The sequence below is a fragment of the Neiella holothuriorum genome, assembly GCF_019457915.1.
Classification (GTDB): Bacteria; Pseudomonadota; Gammaproteobacteria; order Enterobacterales; family Neiellaceae; genus Neiella; species Neiella holothuriorum.
In genome coordinates, this window is the sequence record NZ_JAHZSS010000002.1 from 316705 (window position 1) to 340608 (window position 23904).

The window sequence follows — 23904 nt, forward strand, 5'->3', positions numbered from 1 at the left end:
ACTGCGCAAGGTAGGCTGAATCGCCTGCCCGTTGCCGAGGCGCACCGTCATCAGTTGCAAGGCACAACAAAACGCAGTGGTCCCTTTAGGCTTCAGGCTTAACTTTGTCGACCCACTTTTCTATTTCATGGGTGCGAATGATCTGCGAGCTGTGGTTCACGCGAATGCGTAATTTACCGTAGGATTGATACAGTACGCCGCGCACAATCCAGTCTTCACCTTCGACCGCCGAATTGGCCGGAATAGTAAGTTGATCAATCACTTGGTTTTCACCACCGACCCATAACTTGTTATCGAGCAACCACCAGCTGTGGTTTTGGTTGCGGACAAACTTGCTTACCACGCCGCGGTATTCGCGCCACTGTTTGCTAGCCGATGTGATGTCTGCCACCGGCGTTGGTGTGAGCTCTGGTTGCTGCCAAATACCTGTTTTGCTGCGTCGGGCGAGCCACTCCGCCACGCTATAACAGCGCCACAAGTCATTATCACCAACCACCATGAGCCGGGCGTAGCCTTCTAACAGTAATTGCTGATTAATATTTTTACCTTGATGATTGACGAGGTGGCCTAGCGTTCGGCCATGGCGATCATATGGTCGTCGATCCACGGCTAAAGCAACCGGTTGATTGGCAATCAATTGATCGAGGCGGCTGCGCGCTTGTAGCGCAAATGGCTCATTGCGACTTGGGACTTTATGATCAATCTCTGGCGTATCAATTCCGGCAAAACGTACGCGTTTGTTATCTGTCAACGTGACGGTGTCACCATCATGAATTTGTGCCACCGTAACTTGGCTGACTGACGCCTGAGGCAGGCAGTCGATCATGCTGGCAGCGCGAACCAATGCACAAGGAGCAAGGGCCAGCAAAATGATCAGACAGCTAAACAAGGAGCACTGAAACATGGCGTTGATTATCTTAGAAATGATGGTTGATAGAGTAACAACAAGCGTAACAGAAGATACAAAAAAGGCGCCGAAAGGCGCCTTTTTCTTGCTGGAGCAATCTTATTTCTTGCCCAGAGCACCGAAACGCTTCTTGAAGCGGTCAACGCGGCCACCGGCATCCAGAACTTTCTGTTTACCAGTGTAGAACGGGTGACAAGCGCTACATACGTCGATGTGGAAATCTTTACCCAGAGTAGAGCGAGTTTCGATCTTGTTGCCACAAGAACAAGTCGCAGTTACTGCGGAGTATTCAGGGTGGATACCTGTTTGCATGGGAAACCTCATTAATTAGGCCGTGTCGCTATCTAACCCGAAGCTAGACACCACACGTAGTTTTACTTACTTAGTTTGGGGCGCGAATGTTAATGCAGTTACCACGGTGGATCAAGTGCAATTGCTAACTTTTTAACCAACCGGGGCTTGTCGTTGGTATGCGACCTGAAATTGCCACGAACCGTGGTAAGCTGGCGCTTTCAAATTGCCATATTATTTTACTGTGTCGAATCATCACTTTGTGCATGTTGCACTGCCAGTGCCAATGCGCCGTACCTTTGATTACTTGCCCCATGCTAGCCAACCTTGCGTGATTGGCGCTCGAGTGCGCGTGCCGTTTGGGCGCAGGATGATGGTTGGTATTGTGGTGGCTACCAGTGATGATTCAAGTTGGCCAACAGAGCAGCTGAAAGCCGTCGCAGATGTGATTGATGATGAGCCGCTTTGGCCATCCATGTTGCTCGACGTATTAAAGTGGGCCAGCCGCTATTACCAACATCCGCTCGGCGAAGTATTACACCACGCGTTAAATAAAAAACTTCGTCAAGGCGACGCGCCCACTAGCGCCGACATTGAAGTGTGGCAACTGACTGATCTCGGCCGCCAACAAACCGTTGAAACGACCAAACGAGCGCCGAAACAATGGTTGTTGCTGTGCTTATTGCAAGATGGCGCGCAAGAGCGGGCATCGCTTACCTCACAAGGCGCTAATGGCACCACTATTACCGCCGTTCATAAAAAAAACTGGATCGAACTTGCGCCGTTAAGCGCTTTGCAAGATACCAACGTTGCAGCGTCACAACAGCCGCCAGCCACGGTAGAACAAAGCGTTGCCATTACCGCATTGAACAGCAACCTCGGTCGCTTTTCGGTGAGTTTACTCGAAGGGATTACCGGCTCAGGTAAAACTCGGGTGTATCTGGATGTCATGGCGGAGGTCGTCGCGAAAGGCGAACAGGTGCTGGTGCTGGTACCCGAAATTGGCCTCACGCCGCAAACGTTAAGCCGTTTTCGTCAACACCTAGGCGTTCGTATTGGCCTGATTCACTCGGGTCTCAATGACAGTGAACGACTGGCAGCGTGGCAAGCCGCTCGGCAGGGAGAAATCTCAGTGTTACTGGGAACTCGCTCTGCATTATTTACCCCAATGAAAAACCTCGGTTTGATTGTGGTGGACGAAGAACACGACGGTAGTTACAAACAACAAGATGGATTTCGTTACCATGCGCGCGATTTAGCGGTGATGCGCGCACGGGCCGAGCAGGTTCCGCTATTGCTTGGCTCCGCGACACCAAGTTTTGAAAGCTTGGCCAATGCCAAAGCTGGCCGCTATCACCACCTGCGCCTTACACAACGAGCCGCCGGTGGAAAGTTGCCTAAAATTGCTGCCATCGATATGCGCCAGCAAGTGATGGCCGGGCCGCTGTCGGCACCGATTCTCAATGCCATGAGCGAGCATTTAAAGGCTAACAATCAAGTCTTAGTCTTTCTCAATCGTCGCGGCTTCTCGCCAGTGTTGTTGTGCCATGAATGTGGTTGGTTTGCCGAATGCCAGCGTTGCAACCGACCTTATACATGGCACAAACAATTTCGCCGTTTACACTGCCATCACTGTCAAACTGAACGGCCGGTGCCCAGTCAATGTGATAGTTGCGGCAGTACTCAATTGGTGCCAGTGGGTCAAGGAACCGAGCAACTAGAAGAAGCCTTGCAAGCGCATTTTGTTGATTACCCGGTGGTGCGCATTGACCGCGACAGTACACGCCGCAAAGATGCCTTTGACCAATTGGTTAATGATGTGCAGCGCGGCCATTACCGAATACTTGTTGGTACCCAAATGTTGGCGAAGGGCCATGACTTTGCCGACGTCACACTGGTGGTGATTGCGGATGTCGATGGCGCTTTGTTTAGTAGCGACTTTCGAGCTGCCGAGCGCATGTGCCAATTGTTGACGCAAGTTTCCGGTCGGGCTGGCCGAGCAGGTCAAGATGCGCAAGTCTTGCTTCAAACGCATTATCCAGAGCACCCGTGGGTTCAGCAGCTGCAAACGCAGCCCTATGACGAAGTTGCCGATGGTCTGTTAAGTGAACGAAAACAGGCACAACTACCGCCATATGCCGCGTTGGCGATGATCCGCGCTGAAGCTAATGATGAAAACAAGGTGGTTCAATTTCTAAATGAAGTTGAAGCAGAGCTGCGTAAAGTGCCGGTTGATAAGACGGTCACCATCATGGCGCCGTCACCATGCGCCATGGTTAGAAAAGCGGGTCGCTACCGTTGGCAATTGGCAGTTCTCGCGGCGCAAAAGAACGCTATTCAGCAACTGTTATCGCAAGCGCTACCGGCCATTGAAGGGCTGCGCTCAGCGCAAGTCGTACGCTGGCATGTGGATGTTGATCCACAAGAGACGGTTTAAGCTGATATTGCTTTTAAAGCGAGCAAGGCGATAGAAAACACGATTTTAGATGGCGCGTTGCCGGCGCCCGCCTTATCGCTCAACACTCACTTTTAAAACGTCAGGCTGCCCATAGCAACGGCCGATACCTGCATGCTAGCGTGCTGCTGCGAGGTAATCCGATATCAAGGCGCGATATTGCAGCTTGAGTGCAGGTTCAATGAAACTTGCATCAATTGCATTCAATGACAGCTGCGCGAGTTCGTCAGGAGTCATGGGATGAGCTTTATATACGGCCATAAAATTGTCAGTCATATAACCACCAAAGTATGCGGGATCATCGGAATTGATGGTGACTGCCACACCTTTACGGAGTAGCTCGACAACATTGTGCTGGCTCATGTCATCAAACACGCACAGCTTGATATTGGACAGTGGACAAACCGTCAGCGCCATCTTGGTTTCAATCAATTGCTCAACTAACGCAGGGTCTTCAACGCAGCGAACACCGTGATCGACACGGCTGATCGAAAGTAACTCAATCGAATCGGTAATGTTTTGCGCCGGCCCTTCTTCTCCCGCATGTGCAACGGTTTGTAAGCCCGCTTGTTTGGCTTGGTTAAAGACCCGTGTGAATTTGCTGGGTGGATGACCATTCTCGGAAGAATCTAGCCCAACGCCAATGATTTTATCTTGATGCTTCAAGATATCCGTTAGCGTGTTCATGGCACTTTGTTCAGATAAGTGACGCAGAAAACAAGCAATGATTTGAAAGGTGATACCGAGTTGCGCTTGCCCATCACACAGTGCCCGATAGATACCACTAATTACCGTATCAAACTCAATGCCGCGCTCGGTATGGGTTTGAGGATCAAAAAAGATTTCGGTATGGATAACGTTGTCTATTTTGCTGCGCTCAAGGTACGCCCAGGTGAGATCGTAAAAGTCTTGCTCGGTGCGAAGGACATTGGCACCTTGATAGTAGATATCAAGAAAGGCTTGTAGATTGTCAAACGCATAGGCTTTGCGCAGCGCTTGGGGTGAATCGTAGGGCAGCGCGATGTTATTTCGTGTTGCCAGTTCAAACGCTAACTCGGGCTCCAGTGAGCCTTCGATGTGGAGATGAAGCTCTACCTTCGGTAGGCCTTGAATAAATTCGTTCATAATGCACCTATTGCAGTGGGTGGACGAAGATACTCTGTGAATAGTGTTGCATGAGACTGAGTTTAACAATTGCATTCTATTACAAAGAGTTGATCCACAAACATTGATCTTACTCTTCGTAATCAGCACTTTACGGGAGCTGGTAGAGACCCCCAAACCATATCATTGGGGTTATACGAGGAAACGCCCTCACTTTACGAAATAAATATGCCGATGGCAACGGCAGGAAGGGAGTTGTCATTATCTTGGGCGTTGATTGTAGGCATTCACCATAGGCGTAGACTATGACGTTGAATGTGGCTCATACGCCGACTGCAGCGTATGAGCCCAAACCATTTAGTACAGCAATTTACCCAGAGGGTTTAGCAGTCGGGTCGCGCCTGTCGTAAAGTGAAGTGGCGCTTCCACGGCGGTAAAACACAAACAATCTTCTGTCGCATCGGCACCGGGCTTGTGGGTGTGGGAGCCGTCGCGATAAATGAAGTCGCCTTCTTGGTACACCTCATCGCCATCAACGAAACTACCCGATAGCACCAAGGTGATTTCTCGGCCTTTGTGAGTGTGCTCTGGGATCTCGCCGCCACGTTCAATGTAGTAAAAACTAGTGCGCCATTCGTCATGCTCAGCTAACCGTCCTCGCCACAACTTGCCCAGTTGTCGCCAGCTTTCACCGGCTTGCAATGCCGGTTGATGATTAACTTGTTGCTGTAGCGCGCGCGGCAGCAAGAACTTCTGCTGGTTCCAATGAATATGCTTGCTGATTTTGGTTATTTTACTGGCTTTGGGCGAGTCCGCGGGTGCTTCGGGCATGGCCAATATAGCAGACAGCATGTGGTCCAATTCGTCTGGAAGCGGCGCTTGGTCGGCAACGGGTGCTTGCTCTAAGCTGTATTCAGCTTGCTGCGCTTCAAGGCGTTGTACATCACGCTGGCACAATCGACACATATCAACATGAGCGGAAACACACAGTGCCAGAGCCGGTGGTAATTCACCTGCGACAAACGCTTGCAACAGTCCTTCGCTAGGATGGCTCTTAATCATGATGGGCCTCAATCTTGTCTTGTAACTTCTGAACAGCCAAGCGGATGCGGGATTTAACGGTTCCTAATGGAATGTTTAATTCGTCCGCGACTTGCTGTTGCGGCTTGTCTTCCAAATATACTTTTCGAATCACTTCCATTTGGGCTGGTGACAAGGCGTCGTAATACTTTTCTAACTGCAATTGCAGCACGAGGTGATCGGGGGCTGAGCGACCATCATCGGTTTCGGCTTCTAACACCGGCCACAAATCTTCAGCGCTGATGACATCGGCTTTACTACTGGCTTTGCGAAGTTGGTCGTACCGCAAATTACGCGCAATGGTATAAATCCAAGTCGATGCCGCGCCTTTACTGGCGTTATACAAATGTGCTTTTTGCCAAACGGCCAACATGGTGTCTTGTACGAGCTCTAAAGCTAGCGCTTCATTGCTGTCACACAGCCGCAACGCGAACATTTTGAGGCGCGGAGCAAAATGATTAAATAACTTGGCGTATTGCACGCGGCAGCGGGTTTCCGCAATTTCGACCAATGCATCTTTCCAGCGTTGACCGTCGTTTGCAGGATCTGCCGATGTGGTTGATTGATTTTCTGGTTTTGAAGTCATCAAGCCCGACACAATAGGAACTGTGTTGGCAGTATAACCAGAAATTCGGCGCGATGCTGATGCCATGTCTACTCCCCAATCATTGATGGCCAAATTGTTTTTTGGCCATCGAGTGTGGCGTTTTCGGTGGGCTCCGGACTGCCATTTCATGCAGTCTAGAGCCCAGCTCAACGTCAATTAATCATCCAAACTTATAACTGATACGCCGGTCGCCGACATTGGATCATCAATGGCCACTAAAGTTGTGAGGGTGCCGGCTTCGAGCGCCAATTCAGCAGGCCCGATGGCGATGGTGCTTGAATCTCCTGCGGGCGTTACCATGACATACGCCATGCCGGGGCTGACCGATAATACGGTGCTATCACCTTTATAGGGAACGCTGGTTAAGATCACGTCGTCATCGGATGGGGTAGCGTCGGCACTCACATAAATATCCACATCGCCCGCTAGGGTTGAAGCGTGAATGGCTCGCAGCTTGGCTTCGGTTGCCACGCGACGAGTATTTTCATCCATCACCACGAATAGCTCATCGTTGTCCATGCCGTCGGCCAGATTGCCAATGGCAATGGCGGTATAGCTGTATGGCGCCATTAAGGTTGCATCGAGGCTCAGTGCATCAACCACAACTACAGGGTCGCTGCCATTGACGCCAACTGCAAAGCTGTAGTCTCCTGCTGGCACCATCAGGTAGTCAGTAAATTCTTTAAACGAGAGGTTGTAGAGTGGACTGTCCATTGCTGGTGCTGAGCCGTTAATCCAGACATCAACCGCCGGTGCGTCGGAAATCGTGTGAGCCACTCGAATATCAGCTTCCATTGCAGCATCACGAACAACCAGCGACGACGATTCAGCATCAACCAATAAATTAACTGGAGAGCTGCCAGCATCGGTATTGGTGACCGCAGCAACAAACCAGTCCGCACCGGCAGGTACGTCAATGGTGCCTGAGTCAAAAACCACCGTTGATGGATCTTCTGGCAAGGTAATGCGAACTTGGTATTCGCCAGCGGCTACTTCTACTGCATCTGTCGCCATAGTAAAGCTGACGTTATCAGCAAAAGGCATTGCGCTGGTTAAGTCGTCACCGGGGGCGGTGATAAATACATCAACCATTGGTGCATCGGGCGATGCGTGCATGACTTGTACCCGAGCGCCCTCTGGCGCCAATGCATCTCGCGCCACGATTTGAGCGCCAAATTCCATCTCATCGCCGGTGCCAATCAGGGCCGCTTTACCGGTCGCCACAATGTTGTATTCAACTTCGTTGTCCAACATCAGTTCAGTTTCTGGGATCACCGTTAGGGTCGAGCCATCTGCCAATATGGCGTCCACTTGAACCGTGTGAGTGCCGGCTTCGACAATGATGGCGCCGGAACTGACTTGGTAATCGACACTTTCTAATGCTGGCGATCCATTGAGCCAAACGTTGACCGCGGGGGCATCAGGGGCGGCATGGTAAACGCGTAGGTATGAATATTCGGAGTCGGTCGAAACTGCTTTCACTCCATTGTTACTGCTGCCTCCACAACCTGTAAGGCTGGCAGCAAGAATGGCTGATGAAATGACGGCGGCGAGTTTAAGTTTGTGGGTTTTCATGTGAGTAATTCCTTGTTGTGGCTAACGTTGACCCTGGTTTCGTCTGGCAAGGTTTCGTTGCGTTGCCCACAGGACTACGCTGAGGAATTTACAAACGATCATGAAAAGTGGGGTAAACCGACGATCGTGAAGTGAAAAGCTAGTGATAAGTCGCAAACGTGAAAAAATGAGTGAATTGAACTGATCCAAATTGGAACGGCTAGCTCGGGGCGAATTGGTACTGGCTAACTGAGATTTGGTCGGCAGTAAAATCAACAAGGGGCTAACTTTCGTTAGCCCCTTGATGGCTGCTGGCAGAGCGAAATTTACATCGCGCTTTAATTACATGGCGCCTTCGAGCGCTTCAATCAGATCATCGCTGGTAGGCTTGGTCATGGCGCTAAATGATGCGACGACCTTCCCTTCCCGGTTCACGACATATTTATGGAAGTTCCACTTGGGTGCTTCGCCAGCCTGTGCGGCCAATTTACGGTAGAGTGGATCCGCGTCGTCGCCACGTACGGCCATCGGCTCGAACATAGGAAATTTGACGCCGTACGTTAGTTCGCAAAGCTCGGCGGTTTTGCCTTCATCGTCGTCTTCTTGGTTAAAGTCATGGCTTGGAAAGCCCAGAACCACCACGCCTTTTTCTTTGTAGTCGGCGTAAAGTTTTTCGAGTCCTTCAAATTGAGGGGTAAAACCGCAGTAGCTCGCTGTGTTGACGATCAGTAGCGTTTTACCTTGATATTCGCTACACAGATTTACAGTTTCAGAGCTATTCAGCTTGCGCTTCACAAACTTTAGCGTGTCGGGGCAAGACGCGGCATTGGCAGCCAATGGTAATAGTACAAGCGTTGCCAAAATCGCGCGCTTGAGTGTGTGGGTCAGGGATGATGTCACCGTGCTCTCCTAGTATTCCTTTAAAGGGTTCTGATGGCTTGCTGTAAAAATGCCAAAGCAGCATTGCAGTCCGGTTGTTCAATTAGTAATTGTTTGTCGTTCGGATCCATCGGCAATAACTCAAGCCAGCGTTGGCACAACCAACTGGCATCGTCGTTATGAAACTCAAGCCGCAATTGCTGCAAACTATCGTTGTCATGATAAAGCTGCTGCAGCCGTTCAACTATTTTACACTGCTCTGGCGATAATGCTTGTTGTGGCCAATCTGCAATGGTTTCAGTTGCGCCAATTTTTAGTCCGTCGTGTTCAACCCAAACTCGCTGCAAGCGACGTTTTTGCAAACCTTGCACGGTTATTCCTAGCATTCCATCGGCAAGCTGATCGAAATCGACAATGGCCACTTCTGTGATCAACGGATACATATTCATTAAGGTATCCGGTTTGGCATGTGTATCGAGCATACACATACACAGTTGCCGTCCGCCAGCTGCTGCATCACGAACCATACGGATATATTTGGGTTCAAAAATTCGCAATGGCAGTTTGCCGCCGGGTAATACGTGGGCAGTTAACGGAAAAAGGGCGAATTCTTGCTGCTGAGACATAACGGGTAGACGGCCTGGTTAGTTGCTGATGATGTCTTAAGGTACGGGGCTAGCGAGCATTCAGATCGCCGGCGTAAGCAAATCCTTGCCGTTTGGACGCATTCATTCGTCAATCAGAGGCAGTTGCTGCTTCTCAAAGTACCCTCTGGCGGTTTACAATTTGCCGCCTGCACCCTGATGCACCATCACTAAGTCTGGACCAAATTTTATTATGAAAGCGATTATTGAAACCCTGTTGCTCGAAACTGTCTCGCAAATGAAACAAGCTGGCACCTTGCCTGCTGATTTGCAGCCACGATTGCAGGTCGATCGCACGAAAGATAAAAGCCATGGCGACTTTGCTACCAACTTAGCCATGATGTTGGCTAAACCTGCTAAGTCGAATCCGCGTCAGCTCGCACAACAGATCATTGAGTTGCTGCCCGCTCATGCCGCCATTAGCAACGTCGAAATTGCCGGTCCTGGCTTTATCAATTTTTTCGTTAACCCCGATCACTTAGCGCAACAGATAGTCGCCTTATTGGACGATGACCACGCTGGCGTTCAGCTCGCTGAACAAGCACAAACCGTGGTGGTCGATTACTCGGCACCAAACGTCGCTAAAGAGATGGCCGTACACCACATTCGCTCGACGGTTATTGGTGATGCCGTAACGCGGACGCTGGAATTCTTGGGTCATAAGGTTGTTCGAGCCAATCATATTGGTGACTGGGGTACCCAATTTGGCATGCTGATTGCCTACCTCGAAAAAGTCCAAAATGAACAGGCTTCTGACATGGAATTGTCTGACCTAGAAGCATTCTATCGGGAAGCCAAGAAACACTATGACGACGACGAGGCGTTTGCCGAGCGGTCACGTAATTACGTGGTCAAACTGCAAGGTGGCGATGAATACTGTAAGACCATGTGGCGCAAGCTGGTCGACATCACCATGGCGCAAAATCAGCGTAACTATGATCGCCTCAATGTCTCTCTGAGCGTTGACGATGTGATGGGCGAAAGCCTATACAACGACATGCTGCCGACCATTGTTGATGAACTGGCCGCTAAAGGGCTGGCGGTTGAAGATGCCGGCGCCATGGTGGTCTTCCTCGACGAATATAAAGGTAAAGATGGCGAAGCCATGGGCGTGATCATCCGTAAGAAAGATGGCGGCTACCTTTACACCACCACCGACATTGCGTGTGCTAAATATCGCGTCAACCAATTGGGCGCCGATCGGGTGCTGTATTTCATCGATTCTCGTCAGGCCATGCACTTACAACAAGCGTGGACTATTGCCCGTAAAGCTGAATACGTGCCAGAGCAAGTATCCCTTGAGCACTGTGCCTTTGGCATGATGTTGGGCAAAGATGGCAAGCCTTTTAAAACTCGTTCTGGCGGCACCGTTAAGTTAGTCGATCTGCTTGATGAAGCCGAAGAACGCGCCAATGCCTTGATTGCCGAAAAGAATCAAGATTTGGCCGATGATGAGCGCCAAGAGATTGCCAGTGCAGTTGCCATGGCAGCGGTTAAATACGCAGATCTGTCGAAAAACCGCACCACGGATTACATTTTTGACTGGGACAATATGTTGTCCTTTGAAGGGAATACCGCGCCGTACTTACAATATGCTTATACCCGCATTCAGTCGATCTTCCGCAAAGCCGATGTTGTTGCCGAAAACTTGACGGGCACGCCCAAACTCAATGAAGCGGCAGAGCAAGCTTTGGCGCAAAAACTCACTCAGTTTAGCGATGTGGTTAATAACGTTGCGGCGAAAACGTCACCGCACTTGCTGTGTACTTACCTATACGAACTGGCTGGCCAGTTCATGAGCTTTTATGAAGCTTGCCCAGTGAACAAAGATGGTGTTGCTGACGATGTTCGAGCTAGCCGTTTATTGTTGTGTGCGGCCACGGCCAAAGTGCTGAAACTGGGCCTCGGCCTGCTAGGTATTGCCACTTTGGCGCGCATGTAATTGCGTTTCTCGCTGTTTAACTAGCATTTATTGGTAGCTGTTTTATGCCTAGAGATTATGCCAAGCGCAAACCCGCGCCGAAGAAAAAGCCTGCGCGGGCAACGAGCAAGCCGAAAGGGCGCACTAATCAAGCGCGCACTCAGCAGCAAAGCGTTGGTTTGCCATGGCTACGTATTGTAATCGTAGTTGGCTTGCTGGCTGCCTTTGGCTATGGTTTAAGTCAGATTAGTGGTAGCGCTGATCACGTTGCTGAAACGGAACCAACGTCAGCTTCACCTGCGCCTGTTGAATCGGCCGATAACTTGCCCGATAAGCCGCAGGAACGTTGGAGTTTTATTGAGGAACTGGAAACCAAGCAAGTGGAAGTGGATGTGCCGGATGCGCCGGAACAAACTCGGCCCTACCTGATGCAGTGCGGCTCTTTTCGTATTGAATCTCAAGCTGATGAACTTAAAGCTAAAATTGCGTTCCAAGGACTAAGTTCAGAGGTTCGCCGAGCAGAAGGTTCAAAAGGTGTTTGGTATAAAGTGGTGTTAGGGCCATATAAAACCAAGCGCTTGGCAGAGACCGATCGCCATACTTTGCAACGGGCTTCGATTCGAGGCTGTAAGATCTGGTATTGGTGATCCTAAAACGCCCGCTTACTTGAAATTGTCTTCGGCGACCCAATCTTGCAGTTAACAAACAAATTTAACTGCATGTTCCACAGTAAAGGTCTTCAGACCCGAGGAGAAAGCCTGTGACTACGATTGTTTCTGTCCGTCGCAATGGCAAAGTTGTTATTGCCGGTGACGGCCAAGTTTCGCTTGGCAATACCGTCATGAAAGGCAACGCCAAAAAAGTTCGCCGCCTCTACAACGATAAAGTATTGGCCGGTTTTGCTGGCGGCACCGCCGACGCTTTTACCTTATTTGAACGTTTTGAAAGTAAGCTGGAAATGCACCAAGGCCACCTGACGCGTGCGGCCGTTGAGCTTGCCAAAGATTGGCGCACCGATCGGATGCTGCGCAAATTAGAAGCGCTGCTGGCTGTGGCCGACCACACTGCCTCACTGATCATCACGGGTAACGGTGATGTTGTGCAACCAGAAGATGATCTTATCGCCATCGGCTCCGGTGGTTCGTTTGCCCAAGCCGCGGCAACAGCATTGTTAAAAAATACCGAATTGCCAGCAGATGAAATCGCCCAGAAAAGCCTAACGATAGCGGGCGATATCTGTGTCTTTACCAACCAATTTCAAACCATTGAGCAGCTTGATTATTAATCGCTGCTTGCTGGTGAACTCAGGATTTAGATATGTCTGAAATGACCCCTCGTGAAATTGTCCATGAGTTGGACGCCCATATTATTGGTCAGCAGGATGCTAAGCGCTCCGTTGCCATTGCACTTAGAAACCGCTGGCGTCGGATGCAATTGCCTGATGCATTGCGCCAGGAAGTGACGCCAAAAAATATTTTGATGATCGGCCCTACCGGGGTGGGTAAAACTGAAATTGCTCGCCGCTTAGCGAAACTGGCGAATGCGCCGTTTATCAAAGTAGAAGCGACCAAATTTACCGAAGTTGGCTATGTCGGCAAGGAAGTGGATTCGATTATTCGCGACCTGACCGATATGGCCGTGAAGATGATCAAAGAGCAAGAGCTAGAAAAGAATAAGTTCCGCGCCGAAGAAGCCGCCGAGGAACGAGTGCTGGATGCTTTGTTACCACCACCGAAAGAAGGTTGGGGCGACGAGCACAAACCTGACACCTCGTCCACGCGTCAGATCTTCCGTAAGAAATTGCGCGAAGGCGATCTTGATGACAAAGAAATTGATATTGAAGTTGCCCAGCCTCAAGCCGGCGTAGAAATCATGGCGCCACCGGGCATGGAAGAGATGACCAACCAGCTTCAGGGCTTGTTCCAGAACATGTCCGGCAGCCACAGCCAGATGAAAAAAATGAAGGTAAAAGATGCCTTCAAAGCGCTGGTGGAAGAAGAAGCAGCTAAGTTGGTTAATCAGGAAGATTTGAAGCAACGCGCGTTGGAATCAGTAGAACAACACGGCATTGTGTTCATTGATGAAATTGACAAGATCTGTAAACGCAGCGATTCCGCCTCTGGCCCAGATGTTAGTCGCGAAGGAGTGCAGCGTGACTTACTGCCGTTAGTTGAAGGCAGTACGATTAGCACTAAACATGGCATGGTGAAAACCGATCACATTTTGTTTGTCGCCTCGGGCGCTTTCCAAATGGCCAAACCGTCGGACTTAATCCCTGAATTGCAGGGGCGACTGCCCATCCGCGTTGAATTGTCGGCACTGAGTAGTGATGATTTCGTGCGCATCTTAACGGAGCCCAATGCATCGCTGACCGAGCAATATGAAGCGCTTATGGCAACCGAAGGCGTGATCATTAAATTTGAAGAGTCGGGTATTAAGCGGATCGCCGAAGCGGCTTGGCAAGTAAATGAGCGCACTGAAAATATTGGTGCCCGTCGCCTGCATACGGTGATGGAGCGACTAATGGAAGAGATTTCATATAAAGCTTCCGATCTCGATGGCGAGACGATCACCATTGATGCTGACTACGTGAATCGCTACCTCAATGAACTGGTAGACGATGAAGACCTAAGTCGCTTCATTCTGTAATCTTGCCATGAGCCAGCTGCGCGTCAGCGCGATTAAGTTGCACCGTCAACGCCAAATACTGGCGTTGACCTTTAGTGACGGTATGACCGGTTCGCTATCGGCTGAATTTTTGCGGGTGCATTCGCCCTCGGCAGAAGTACAACAGCATGGCAATCCGATCTTGCTGGAAGGCAAACAGGATGTGAAACTGCTTGATGTTCAAGCGGTTGGACACTACGCCGTGCGGCTGATTTTTGATGATGGCCATGATACGGGCATCTATTCGTGGGATTGGTTACACCGACTGGTCCGTGATCACGATGCCCTATGGCAAGATTACCAGCAGCGCTGTGCGGCTAAGCAAGCGCTGCATATTCCTGTTAATGTTCGCTTTTCTGACGATTAACTTACCCGAAACTGGTTAACTTGCTGACTGAGATTAACCGACTGTTGATGGACCTCTTCGGCAACTGCCACACTGTTTTCTGACTCCGTGCTGGTGGTTTCAGCAATGTCCCGAATACGCTGAACATTGCGCGTCACTTCCGCCGAAACCACACTTTGCTCTTCGGTTGCCGTGGCGATTTGAGTGTTCATGTCGACGATGCCAGACATGGCTTCAACAATATTGTGTAACACAGTGCCAACGCCATTGGCGAGCTCGGCACTAACCTCCCCTGATTGCTTACAGTCTCCCATCATTTTGGCGATGGTACCGGTACTGTCTTGCAGGTTATTAATGATGCCTGCGATCTCTTCGGTGGATTGCTGAGTCCGGTTGGCGAGGCTGCGAACTTCGTCAGCAACGACCGAAAAACCGCGGCCTAGTTCGCCGGCCCGCGCGGCTTCAATGGCAGCATTCAGCGCGAGTAAATTGGTTTGTTCAGCAATGCCGCGAATCACATCCAACATGGCGCCAATGGTATGACTTTGTTCCGCCAATTGTTGTACCTGGACAGTGGTGTCATTTAGTCTTTCCGACAGATCTCGAATATGACTGATGCTGTTATCCACTTCCTGGGTGCCACGTTCAGCATCGGCATACGTTGAATCCACGTGGGATGCCGCAGTTTCTGTATTGCGTGCAATTTCCCCCTGAGTCTGACCCATTTCGGTGGTGGCCGTTGCCACGTGTTCGGTTTCTTCAAGTTGGCGAATGGCGCCATCTCGGGTGCTGCTTGCTTGTTCGGATAAACGGCTGACCGCATCATCTAAAATCAAGCTCGACTTCGATACCTGCTCAGCCAGCTCCTGAAATAGCGCCAGTAATTGATTAATACCTTGGCCGACCATGGCTAATTCATCATTGCCGTTGGCATCGGCTCGAAGGGTCAAATCTCGGGTGCTGACGACTTGCTCCATATAGTGTTGTAACGCATTAACCTTGGATGTGATGGAGCGAGAGGTCCATACCGCCAGAACGCCCAGCCCGATGACCAAAATCCCCACCGAAATCGCGGCAATTGACAGGTATTGACTGCGCACATTAGCGGCGGTGTCGCCGATCAGTTGTTTCAGTGACAGCATTTGTGTCAGTGCTTGGGTTTGGCTATTTTCCAGTTCGCCGCGCAGACCTTGTTCGGCACTTAAACCGATTTTTTCTTCGGCTGAGACCAAAGCGGAAAAGCGCTGGCTATAGGTTTCAATCAGCGCGTTAAGCTGTTGCTCTGTGGCAACACCCAATCCGGCATTGCGAACGGATTCTTCAAGAGTGGTAATGGCCTTATTAAATTTATCTAAATATTTTTTGTCGTAGCGCAGCATAAAATCTTTTTCTGCGCGCCGTAATTGCAGCATTTCAGAGATAAGCCGATAGCTGTTTTGAGCATTTAATAAGGTTTCAACTTCATGGACCGCGGCTCGTAAGTCGCCATAGAGGCCGGTTGTTGGCGTTAAGCCGATTTGCTGACGTAATTCAACAACACGCGCTACGGTCGCTACGTATTGATTGACTGCTTGATGAGCTGTTTTTATTTGCGGCAGTACTTCCGGCGCGTCGACTTGTTGTTCAAGGTAAGTCAAAGCGGTCTCGAGCTGTTGCTGTTGTTGGTTGAATTGGTCAATGTATTCGAGCTTGCGATAATGTTCGAATTGACTGACGTCGTAGGCCATTTGCTCAAGGCTGGACATGTTTTCCAGCACGTTGCTGGAAAAGTCGTGGTAACGAGTGGTGGCTTTATCAACAACAATCGCCACAATTAAAAGCATTAGCATGAGTACGGCGCCAACGGCCAATTGCAGCATTAGGCGGTTACGAATCGTCATGTTTTTCAAGCTCCGTCTTTAGTGTCTAGCTGGGGGCCTCAGTTGGGGCTCCTTGCCACTGATGATCTCCCTAAACGGTATAGGGAGATTTTTTCAGCTCTCAATAACACTAGTTTATCTGGCGCCAAGTTCGATGAACTTGTGGCAGATTTTCAACGGATTATGTGAGTTTCTTGAACTAACTCGCGCTGGCTTTGGATGGTAAACGGGCATAGCTAGGAAATTGTACCGCCGCCCAAAGCTGGCTGCTGAGTTCGTGCAATGGTTGCCGCGCACCGTTGGCTAACCAGCGACTGAGGCATTGGGCAACATTTGGATAATTGATTGGTTGTGCCGCTGGCGCTTGCAGCCAGTCGGCCACTTTCTTGTCATCGAGCCGCGACATGCTTGCTGCGAGCCCCAATTGATGCAAAGTCATCACATTGCTTTCTTGCTCAAATTGGCGCACTAGCGGTTTAACCAAAATCTTCTTACCCAAAAATAAGGCTTCGCTGGGGAGTTCAAAGCCGCCATTGGCAATCACACCTTCGGCCTGTAGCAAATCGTGTTCAAAGGTCGTGCGGCTTAATGCACGCAACGACAGATGCTCTTCCTCGCTATCAACTGCGTCTGGGTGATAAACAAAAAAGTGATGTTCAGTAAATGGTGCGAGTAGCTTTTTGATGACCGATAAATCTTCGAACGGTAAATACACCACGATTTTATTTGCCACCGGAGTGGTTTGTTGCAGATCAACATCGATGATTGGCGGCAAAATGGGTTGACCAAAATGATGCCAGTGAACGCCCAGCTGTTCGGCCGTTGGCGCAAAATAACGCATGACCATTTTAGAGCCGAGATCTTGACCTGTTTTCGGCACTGGGTAGCTAAATGCTGCTTGATGCGAGATGCCTATGCTGCGTTTGTGCTGGCGCTTTGCGGCCCATGCAGAGACAGGTTCAAAGTCATTAAGAATTAAGTCGTACTGGCTTAAATCAAGTTGCTGAATGTCTTTATACAGCTGCTTTAATTGAGCTTGCTGAAAGGTTTTTAGCAGGTTAACGCGGCCTTTGTCTGTGGCAAAGCTAAGCCCTGAGCGGGTTTGAAAGTCTCCAAACAGCTCCATGTTAAATAGCTGTTCGCGAGGTCGTCCGGTAAATAAATAATCGACGTTGAGATCGGTTTTGCTGAGAGCTTGTGCCATTGCGCGGGCACGGGTGATGTGGCCATTGCCCGTGGCCTGAACGCCATACAAAATTCGCATGTAAGTGAGTTACCTATCTACTGCTTCAAGAAATCAATTAGGCCCAAATAAACAAGCTGCAGCTGGCTGCTGCTGTGCCTAAGGCCAAACCACAAATAATATCGGTAGGAAAATGAACGCGAAGTAACACCCGAGACGCACCAATCAGGCCGGCCCATGCAAACATCCAGTGGCTAAAATCTGGATAGTAGTGGCTACCCATTGCAGCCATTACAAAAGCTGCCGCGGTATGGCCTGAGGGTAAGCTGAATTTGTCAGATGGTTTTACGAAAGCAGGTAATGTTTGAAGTACATCGCAGGGGCGATTGCGCTTGAAAGCGTTCTTAATCATAAAGTACAGCGGTAGCTCAATGGCGAACGCAGTCAGTGCCGCTGAAAAGAAGCTAATGCCGTGGGCACCGTCGAAAATCATCGCCATAATGCCGAGTACGACATAGAGATGACCGTCGCCGCTTTTTGACACCCAGCGAGCAACAGCTGCAATGTGGCGTGCGCTCTTGCGATCAGTAAGCGTGGCATAGAGTGCGTGATCTGCACGCTGAATAGTATTTAGCAACATGGCGATTAAACCCATTCATCTTATTTCGGATTTAAGCCTAGACAGCAAATGTGACAGTCCAGTGACACATTGACGACATTTTAATCAATTCTATCGAGATGAGATTTAAGGCGAGTTGCTGGTGAAAGTGTGGTTCGGTATTGCCCATTACGGAGAAGCTTAAACTGTTCGTGAAACATCATCTTCTGACGAACTAACCTAATGAATTTGTAATGGAATTAATGGCAGATAAAAATTTATTGGCAAATTGATACAGCGACAACAATCAGCCCTTAACCTAAACGACACAAGGTTGGTTGAGAAACAAAGATGGCAATAATAAAGGGCGCGCTTGTATGAAGTCGGCTTCTTCGGATGCCTTTATTGATTTTGAGGCATTACCGACGGGGGAACCAGGCACTGTATTCACCCACCATTCATCAAAAAATGGTGGGGCGTGCTGCAGGTAGCACATTCAATTTAAGGCGTTTGAGGTTGAACATATCGTTTTGGTTTTGTCCGCAGCGATCCGTTCATCGGCATCAATAACTACTCCAGTGTGCCATCCGCCAGCTTTTGTAACACCCGATCATATTTAGCTTCGGAGTATTCGCCATAGGCATCAATGGTAACTTTCTTGTCGCTCTTATAAATCACCACGATGTCATTTTTGAAAATGGTTGCCGCGAGATCGCCACTTACCACACCAACTACCGCTTGTTCAGAGGGCAAGTAAACCTTGTAGACAACCTGATTGTATTTTTTGCTAAGCGATTTGTCTGTTGCCACTGCGCCGCCAAGTACGCCGAGGCCGGTAGCAACAGTCTTGCCTGAGCCTCCGCCAAACTGATTGCCAACCACTCCGCCCAAAGCAGCTCCAGTTAGCACGGTTACCAACGCCGGTTTTTTCTCAACTTGCTGATAAATGATCTGTTGAACTTTACCCACTCGAACCGACTGCTCTGCCGGCTCTGTAGGCGAAGAAGCACACCCCACCGTCATTACAGCTATCACTATCAGGGTTAGAAACTTTGTAAATACTGCCATTCCAGGCTCCTCAAACATCAAATCGTCAGTGATTGCTTCACCAATTACCCAATTACCCAATTACCCAATTACCCAATTACCCAATACGCATATGCCAAAAGGTGACGCTATCGCCCCTCTTAGGCTCAGTTATTATCTATCTACCACTTAAGTGTTTGATCTTTATGTCGTTGATATAAAGTGATTTTGTGAGCGTAAAACTGATTGGCTAGGTCAATCGAAAGTCCTGCCTAAGCGACAATTGTTAGATTAATGATGAAGGGGGAAACATGGCAGGGACAGTGAAACGACAAAATGACGCAAATTAATTTGTCACATCTTTGATTACCTGTTGCACGAACATCGCTTAGGTCGTTCAACTCTGGTTGTTATACCAAGATCTGACGAATTAACGTAATGAATTCGCTATGAAATTGACGGCAGATCAAAATTTGTCGGCAAATTAATACATCAACAACAATCAGGCCCTAACCTAAAAGAGACTAGGTTATTTGAGAAACAAAGATGACAGTAAAAAAGTCGAGCGTGTTTGTTGCAGGCGGAGCTTCTTGGGATGCCATTATTGATCTTGAAGCATTACCAACGGGCGAGCCGGGTACCATTTTTGCCCGCCATTATCACGAAACGGTTGGTGGTACGGGAGCGGGTAAAGCGCTTAATTTAGAACGTTTGGGGTTTAACGTTTTGCTGCACGTGACGCTGGGGCAAGATGATTGGGGTGAGAAAATTCAACAACGGTTTCGTCATACGGCCGTGCAGTTGTTAACTGACATCGATCCCAATGGTACCGAACGCCACACTAACATTATGGATCCGGATGGTCGCCGACTAAGCATTTATACCCATGCGGCGAGCGAGTTTCCGGGTATCGATCCCGACCACTTATCGAAAGCCATGCAGCATGCGGATTATGTGGTTCTCAATATTATGAATTATTGTCGCCGCTTGATCCCTTACGCCCAGCAACTAGGAAAGCCCATCTGGTGCGATTTGCACGATTATGACGGCTGTACTGATTATCATCGCGACTTTGTCAAAGCCGCCGATTATCTCTTCATGAGTGATGAAAAACTGCCAGATCCCAAGCCGCTGATGACATCATTGATTGCCGAGGGCAAAAAATTAGTTGTGTGCACCCAAGGCAAACATGGTGCGTTGGCTGTGACTCACACGGGCGAGTGGTATCAAATTGCTGCTGATACCGAAGTGCAGGTCACCGACTGTAATGGGGCCGGCGATGCATTCTTCTCGGGTTACCTGTTAGCGCATCACCAAGGGCTTGCACCGCAGGCTTGTTTACAGGTGGCGAGTAAGGTTGCAGGGCGCTGTGTAATGTCGTCTGAGCTGGTCGATGAAAAATTAACACCAGCACTTGCACTGCAGGGTTTTCTGCCTTAGCAACAGATGGTTATCGAAAGCGACGGAGTTTTGATCGAATCAATGGGTTTCCGTCGATTGCTGGTTTATACTGAACCGCAATTGTCTCAGCCGAGTGATGACACACAATGGAATACAATACTTCAGAACTATGCGATACCTATGGCGATCTGGTCGATGTGGTAGAACCTATGTTTACCAACTTTGGCGGTTTATCGTCATTCGGTGGGCAAATCATCACCGTTAAGTGCTTCGAGGACAACGGCCTTATTCAAGAGTTAGTGCAACAGTCTGGATTAGGTAAAGTGCTGTTGGTTGATGGTGGCGGTTCATTGCGCCGAGCGTTGATTGACATTGGCATTGCTGAGCAAGCCATGGAAAATGATTGGGAAGGTATTATCTGTTACGGCTGTGTTCGCGACGTTGATGCGTTGTCAGAGTTAGAGCTCGGCATCCAAGCGTTAACTTCCATTCCTGTCGGAGCAGACAGCGAAGGCGCGGGTGAACAAGACTCGGCAGTGAACTTTGGTGGCGTGACTTTCTTACCTGAAGACCACATCTATGCAGATAACACGGGTGTGATTTTGTCATCCGAACCGCTCGATATTGAATAGATCGCTCGCAGACTTGGTGTGCAATCATTAGATTGCGCACCAAAAATCACCAATCGCACCAATCTGTGGCTCAATTATTGGCTATCAGCCGCATCATCAAACGCCCTTGTTTGACTCCCTGAACGGCTTCGGAGCGCACCGCTCCTTATCAATCAACCAGATTTCCCTTATTTAGCGCCGCTATAGGCGACTTTGTTGAAAAAATTTTCAATGCCTAGTGTGTTGTGGCGATATTGGCATCGGATTTGCTCTTATCTCTTTGCTAAATCTGAAACGCCAGTCTGACTGGGTTTCTACCATTTATTGCCGCTTACTCCATCGCATCAGGGCCAGGGACAGGAGTAAGCGGCTTTTTTTATGTCCAATTCTTGCTGTGCCAACTCGCAAAATTGCATCCGAGCAGATGCATATACAAATATCTGTCGTATAGTTAAGCTAATTTCGCTTCGGTTTGCGTGTAAGGAAATTTCCAGTAATGGCAGTAAGCTCTGACGACGCCCCATTTGTTTTTGCAGAAGAGCCTGAGCAAGGCTCATCTGTAGCTGTAGATCGAGCCTGTTGGCGTATATTGGTCATTGATGATGATGACGAAGTCCATAAAGTGACTCGCCTCGCCTTGGGCAGTGAATTAGTGTTGGAACGAACACTAGAGTTTTCACACGCCTATAGTGCTAAAGACGCTCGCAAATTACTGATGGAGCATGATGATTTTGCAGTCATCTTGCTCGACGTGGTGATGGAAACCGACAATGCTGGCCTTGAGCTAGTGGCTTATATTCGTGAGCACTTGTCGATGAATGCACCGCGCATCATCCTGCGTACCGGCCAGCCTGGTTATGCGCCTGAGCATCAGGTGATCCAAGACTACGACATTAACGATTACGCCACTAAAACCGAGTTGACTCAGCGTCGTTTATTGACGCTGGTGACCACTGCCATTCGTTCATACCGCCAGATTAAAGTGCTGAACACCAGCCTCGTAGGCTTGGAGTTAACGGTGCGTAAAGCGCGTACCGACCGTGGCGCCGGCGTGTTATCTGAATTTGCCAACAGTGTGCTGACTCAAGTACATGATTTGATCGGCTCCGATATTGATGGCGCATTTGTCTGTCAAGACACCCGCCCCGCTCAAATTGACGGCATTGGTGGATTTGCTGATCAAGCATTGCCTGAAGAGCTCAGCGAGCAGATTGCCGAGGTGATGCTGAGTGAGCGAACTTTGGTGCAAGACAACGTCATTCTGATGAACGTCAACTGCAGCGATTTGCCTTCAGTGTTGGTGATCCGCACGCCCCTTCGCTTACGCCGCATTGATCAACAGGTGCTTGAGTCTTATTTGGCTCACGTACGTGTTGCCTTCGTCAATTTAGCGTTGTTACGCAAATTGCATGACACTGCGTTTGTTGATGACGTAACCCGCTTGCCGAATCGCGCAAGCTTCATTACTACGCTTGATGATTTAGTCGCGAACAAACAGCCTGAAGATAAAACCGCAGCGTTACTCGACATTAGCCATTTCGCTGATATTAACGACAGCCTAGGGCAAGATTTTGGCGATGATACGTTGATTGCTATTGCTGATGCGCTAAGCGCTCAGCTGAGCCATCCTGATGTTGAATGTGCACGTTTAAATGCCGATGTATTCGGTATTGTCGGCCCTGCCGAGCAAGTCTCGCCCGAGCGGATCATGGCGGTGTTTGAACAACCGCTTGCCGTTCGCAGCCACCAACTGCCATTGCGTGTTCGCATTGGCTTGTGCCGCTTGTCCGACATGCATAAAGACGGATTGACGGTACTGCATCAATGCAGCATCGCGCTGAGCCAAGCAAAACGCAGTAAAGCGGCTCGCTTCAACTACTTTGAAGCCGATTACGAAGTCCGTACGCAAGAACGTTTAGATATTATTCGCCGTTTACGCCAAGCAGTAACCAACAATGCACTGCAAGTTTGGTATCAGCCTCAGCTGGACTTAGCCTCAGGCCGAACCATTGGTGTTGAGGCGTTGTTGCGCTGGCAAGATAACGGCAACTTTATTTCACCAGCAGTGTTTATTCCGCTCGCTGAGTATTCCGGTATGATCACCGAAATTGGTCATTGGGTGCTCCGCCAGGCGTGTGCTGATTTAAGTGAACTGACGGCACTGCAAATGCCTGTCCGGGTGGCGGTCAATATCTCAATGCAGCAATTCCGCCAAGATGATTTCTTGCAGCAAGTTACCACCGCATTGGCAGAAAACCGTATTGCGCCAGCGAATTTTGAATTAGAAATCACTGAAAGCGTGGTGATGGATGATCCAACGGTGGTCATTGGCTTGTTAGAGCAAGTTCGCCAGCTCGGTGTACAAGTGGCTATTGATGACTTTGGTACCGGCTATTCCAGCTTGAGCTATCTGAAGCAATTACCGCTGAACACCATCAAAATTGATCGTGCGTTTGTCATGGATATTGAAAAAGAAGAAGTGGCTTCGATTATCGATATGGTCATTGGTCTCGCGGAACGATTAAATCTAACCGTGGTTGCTGAAGGTATTGAAACGGATCAGCAGAAGAAACTACTTACAGAAATGGGTTGCCACTGTGGGCAGGGTTATTTGTTTGCCAAGCCAATGCCGTTTGCCGATTTGAAAAAATTCCTTAACGCATTTCGTCCCCTCGATTCATAAGGCTCTTATCCGAGAGCCTTTTTTCTGCTGAACACCCCAAGTTCTTGCTGCTCTGATCTGGCAATCGTTGCTTTTTTAAACGTGTTAG

At 49.4% G+C, this 23904-nt stretch carries 21 protein-coding genes and 1 riboswitch; of the genes, 9 read left to right on the forward strand and 12 right to left on the reverse strand.

Features of this window, described 5'->3' with window-relative positions; all coding sequences use genetic code 11:
- Nucleotides 1–85: 85 nt before the first annotated feature.
- On the reverse strand, nt 86–904 hold the full coding sequence (locus tag K0504_RS03255; protein ID WP_220102713.1) for a thermonuclease family protein: 819 nt from the start codon (nt 902–904) through the stop codon (nt 86–88).
- A gap of 102 nt (nt 905–1006) precedes the next feature.
- Entirely contained in the window at nt 1007–1219 is a 213-nt protein-coding gene (gene rpmE / locus K0504_RS03260; RefSeq protein WP_220102714.1) for a 50S ribosomal protein L31, read from the reverse strand.
- Nucleotides 1220–1424: 205 nt separating this feature from the next.
- Here rpmE and priA point away from each other — a divergent pair, with 205 nt between their 5' ends.
- Nucleotides 1425–3635 (forward strand): primosomal protein N', encoded by a 2211-nt coding sequence (gene priA, locus K0504_RS03265; RefSeq protein ID WP_225917928.1) that lies wholly within the window; start codon nt 1425–1427, stop codon nt 3633–3635.
- 135 nt (nt 3636–3770) lie between these two features.
- Here the strand turns inward: priA and K0504_RS03270 are convergent, their stop codons facing one another.
- From K0504_RS03270 to K0504_RS03295, 6 genes are all read right to left on the reverse strand, one after another.
- Nucleotides 3771–4778 carry an adenosine deaminase gene (locus tag K0504_RS03270; protein ID WP_220102715.1) on the reverse strand — a complete coding sequence of 336 codons (1008 nt, stop codon included), beginning with the start codon at nt 4776–4778 and terminating at the stop codon, nt 3771–3773.
- Between the two features lie 99 nt (nt 4779–4877).
- Nucleotides 4878–4977: riboswitch (purine riboswitch) on the reverse strand.
- 137 nt (nt 4978–5114) lie between these two features.
- Nucleotides 5115–5819 carry a ChrR family anti-sigma-E factor gene (locus K0504_RS03275; RefSeq protein ID WP_220102716.1) on the reverse strand — a complete coding sequence of 235 codons (705 nt, stop codon included), beginning with the start codon at nt 5817–5819 and terminating at the stop codon, nt 5115–5117.
- The gene (locus tag K0504_RS03280) at nt 5812–6489 is read right to left on the reverse strand and encodes a sigma-70 family RNA polymerase sigma factor (RefSeq protein ID WP_225917929.1); all 678 of its coding nucleotides are present in this window, start codon (nt 6487–6489) and stop codon (nt 5812–5814) included. The genes K0504_RS03275 and K0504_RS03280 overlap by 8 nt, the downstream gene beginning before the upstream one ends.
- A 111-nt stretch (nt 6490–6600) precedes the next feature.
- Nucleotides 6601–8019: a DUF4397 domain-containing protein gene (locus K0504_RS03285; protein WP_220102717.1), complete on the reverse strand. Its 1419-nt coding sequence runs from the start codon at nt 8017–8019 to the stop codon at nt 6601–6603.
- A gap of 321 nt (nt 8020–8340) precedes the next feature.
- Nucleotides 8341–8862, reverse strand: a complete 522-nt coding sequence (locus K0504_RS03290) for a glutathione peroxidase (RefSeq protein ID WP_318837923.1) — start codon at nt 8860–8862, stop codon at nt 8341–8343.
- A 56-nt stretch (nt 8863–8918) separates the two neighbouring features.
- Nucleotides 8919–9503, reverse strand: a complete 585-nt coding sequence (locus K0504_RS03295; protein WP_220102718.1) for an LON peptidase substrate-binding domain-containing protein — start codon at nt 9501–9503, stop codon at nt 8919–8921.
- 211 nt (nt 9504–9714) lie between these two features.
- Between K0504_RS03295 and argS the strand changes: the two genes are divergently transcribed.
- The 5 genes from argS to K0504_RS03320 all read left to right on the forward strand — a co-directional run bounded on the left by argS (nt 9715) and on the right by K0504_RS03320 (nt 14476).
- Nucleotides 9715–11463: an arginine--tRNA ligase gene (gene argS / locus K0504_RS03300; RefSeq protein ID WP_220102719.1), complete on the forward strand. Its 1749-nt coding sequence runs from the start codon at nt 9715–9717 to the stop codon at nt 11461–11463.
- 44 nt (nt 11464–11507) lie between these two features.
- Nucleotides 11508–12089, forward strand: a complete 582-nt coding sequence (locus K0504_RS03305) for an SPOR domain-containing protein (protein WP_220102720.1) — start codon at nt 11508–11510, stop codon at nt 12087–12089.
- A 113-nt stretch (nt 12090–12202) separates the two neighbouring features.
- Nucleotides 12203–12727 (forward strand): ATP-dependent protease subunit HslV, encoded by a 525-nt coding sequence (gene hslV / locus K0504_RS03310; protein WP_220102721.1) that lies wholly within the window; start codon nt 12203–12205, stop codon nt 12725–12727.
- 32 nt (nt 12728–12759) lie between these two features.
- Complete coding sequence (gene hslU / locus K0504_RS03315; protein ID WP_220102722.1) at nt 12760–14091, forward strand: HslU--HslV peptidase ATPase subunit; 1332 nt, start codon at nt 12760–12762, stop codon at nt 14089–14091.
- 7 nt (nt 14092–14098) lie between these two features.
- On the forward strand, nt 14099–14476 hold the full coding sequence (locus K0504_RS03320) for a gamma-butyrobetaine hydroxylase-like domain-containing protein (protein ID WP_220102723.1): 378 nt from the start codon (nt 14099–14101) through the stop codon (nt 14474–14476).
- On the opposite strand, the gene K0504_RS03325 is transcribed toward K0504_RS03320, so the two are convergent.
- From K0504_RS03325 to K0504_RS03340, 4 genes are all read right to left on the reverse strand, one after another.
- Nucleotides 14473–16335, reverse strand: coding sequence for a methyl-accepting chemotaxis protein (locus tag K0504_RS03325; protein ID WP_220102724.1), 1863 nt, complete (start codon nt 16333–16335; stop codon nt 14473–14475). The genes K0504_RS03320 and K0504_RS03325 overlap by 4 nt on opposite strands.
- Before the next feature lie 178 nt (nt 16336–16513).
- Nucleotides 16514–17578 carry an MJ1255/VC2487 family glycosyltransferase gene (locus tag K0504_RS03330; protein ID WP_220102725.1) on the reverse strand — a complete coding sequence of 355 codons (1065 nt, stop codon included), beginning with the start codon at nt 17576–17578 and terminating at the stop codon, nt 16514–16516.
- Between the two features lie 37 nt (nt 17579–17615).
- Entirely contained in the window at nt 17616–18137 is a 522-nt protein-coding gene (locus K0504_RS03335) for a phosphatase PAP2 family protein (RefSeq protein ID WP_220102726.1), read from the reverse strand.
- Nucleotides 18138–18665: 528 nt separating this feature from the next.
- Nucleotides 18666–19163 carry a glycine zipper 2TM domain-containing protein gene (locus K0504_RS03340; RefSeq protein ID WP_225917930.1) on the reverse strand — a complete coding sequence of 166 codons (498 nt, stop codon included), beginning with the start codon at nt 19161–19163 and terminating at the stop codon, nt 18666–18668.
- A 504-nt stretch (nt 19164–19667) separates the two neighbouring features.
- Between K0504_RS03340 and K0504_RS03345 the strand changes: the two genes are divergently transcribed.
- The 3 genes from K0504_RS03345 to K0504_RS03355 all read left to right on the forward strand — a co-directional run bounded on the left by K0504_RS03345 (nt 19668) and on the right by K0504_RS03355 (nt 23816).
- Complete coding sequence (locus tag K0504_RS03345; protein ID WP_220102727.1) at nt 19668–20561, forward strand: carbohydrate kinase family protein; 894 nt, start codon at nt 19668–19670, stop codon at nt 20559–20561.
- 107 nt (nt 20562–20668) lie between these two features.
- Entirely contained in the window at nt 20669–21154 is a 486-nt protein-coding gene (gene rraA / locus K0504_RS03350; RefSeq protein ID WP_220102728.1) for a ribonuclease E activity regulator RraA, read from the forward strand.
- Between the two features lie 475 nt (nt 21155–21629).
- Nucleotides 21630–23816 (forward strand): putative bifunctional diguanylate cyclase/phosphodiesterase, encoded by a 2187-nt coding sequence (locus K0504_RS03355; RefSeq protein ID WP_220102729.1) that lies wholly within the window; start codon nt 21630–21632, stop codon nt 23814–23816.
- The last annotated feature ends 88 nt before the right edge of the window (nt 23817–23904 follow it).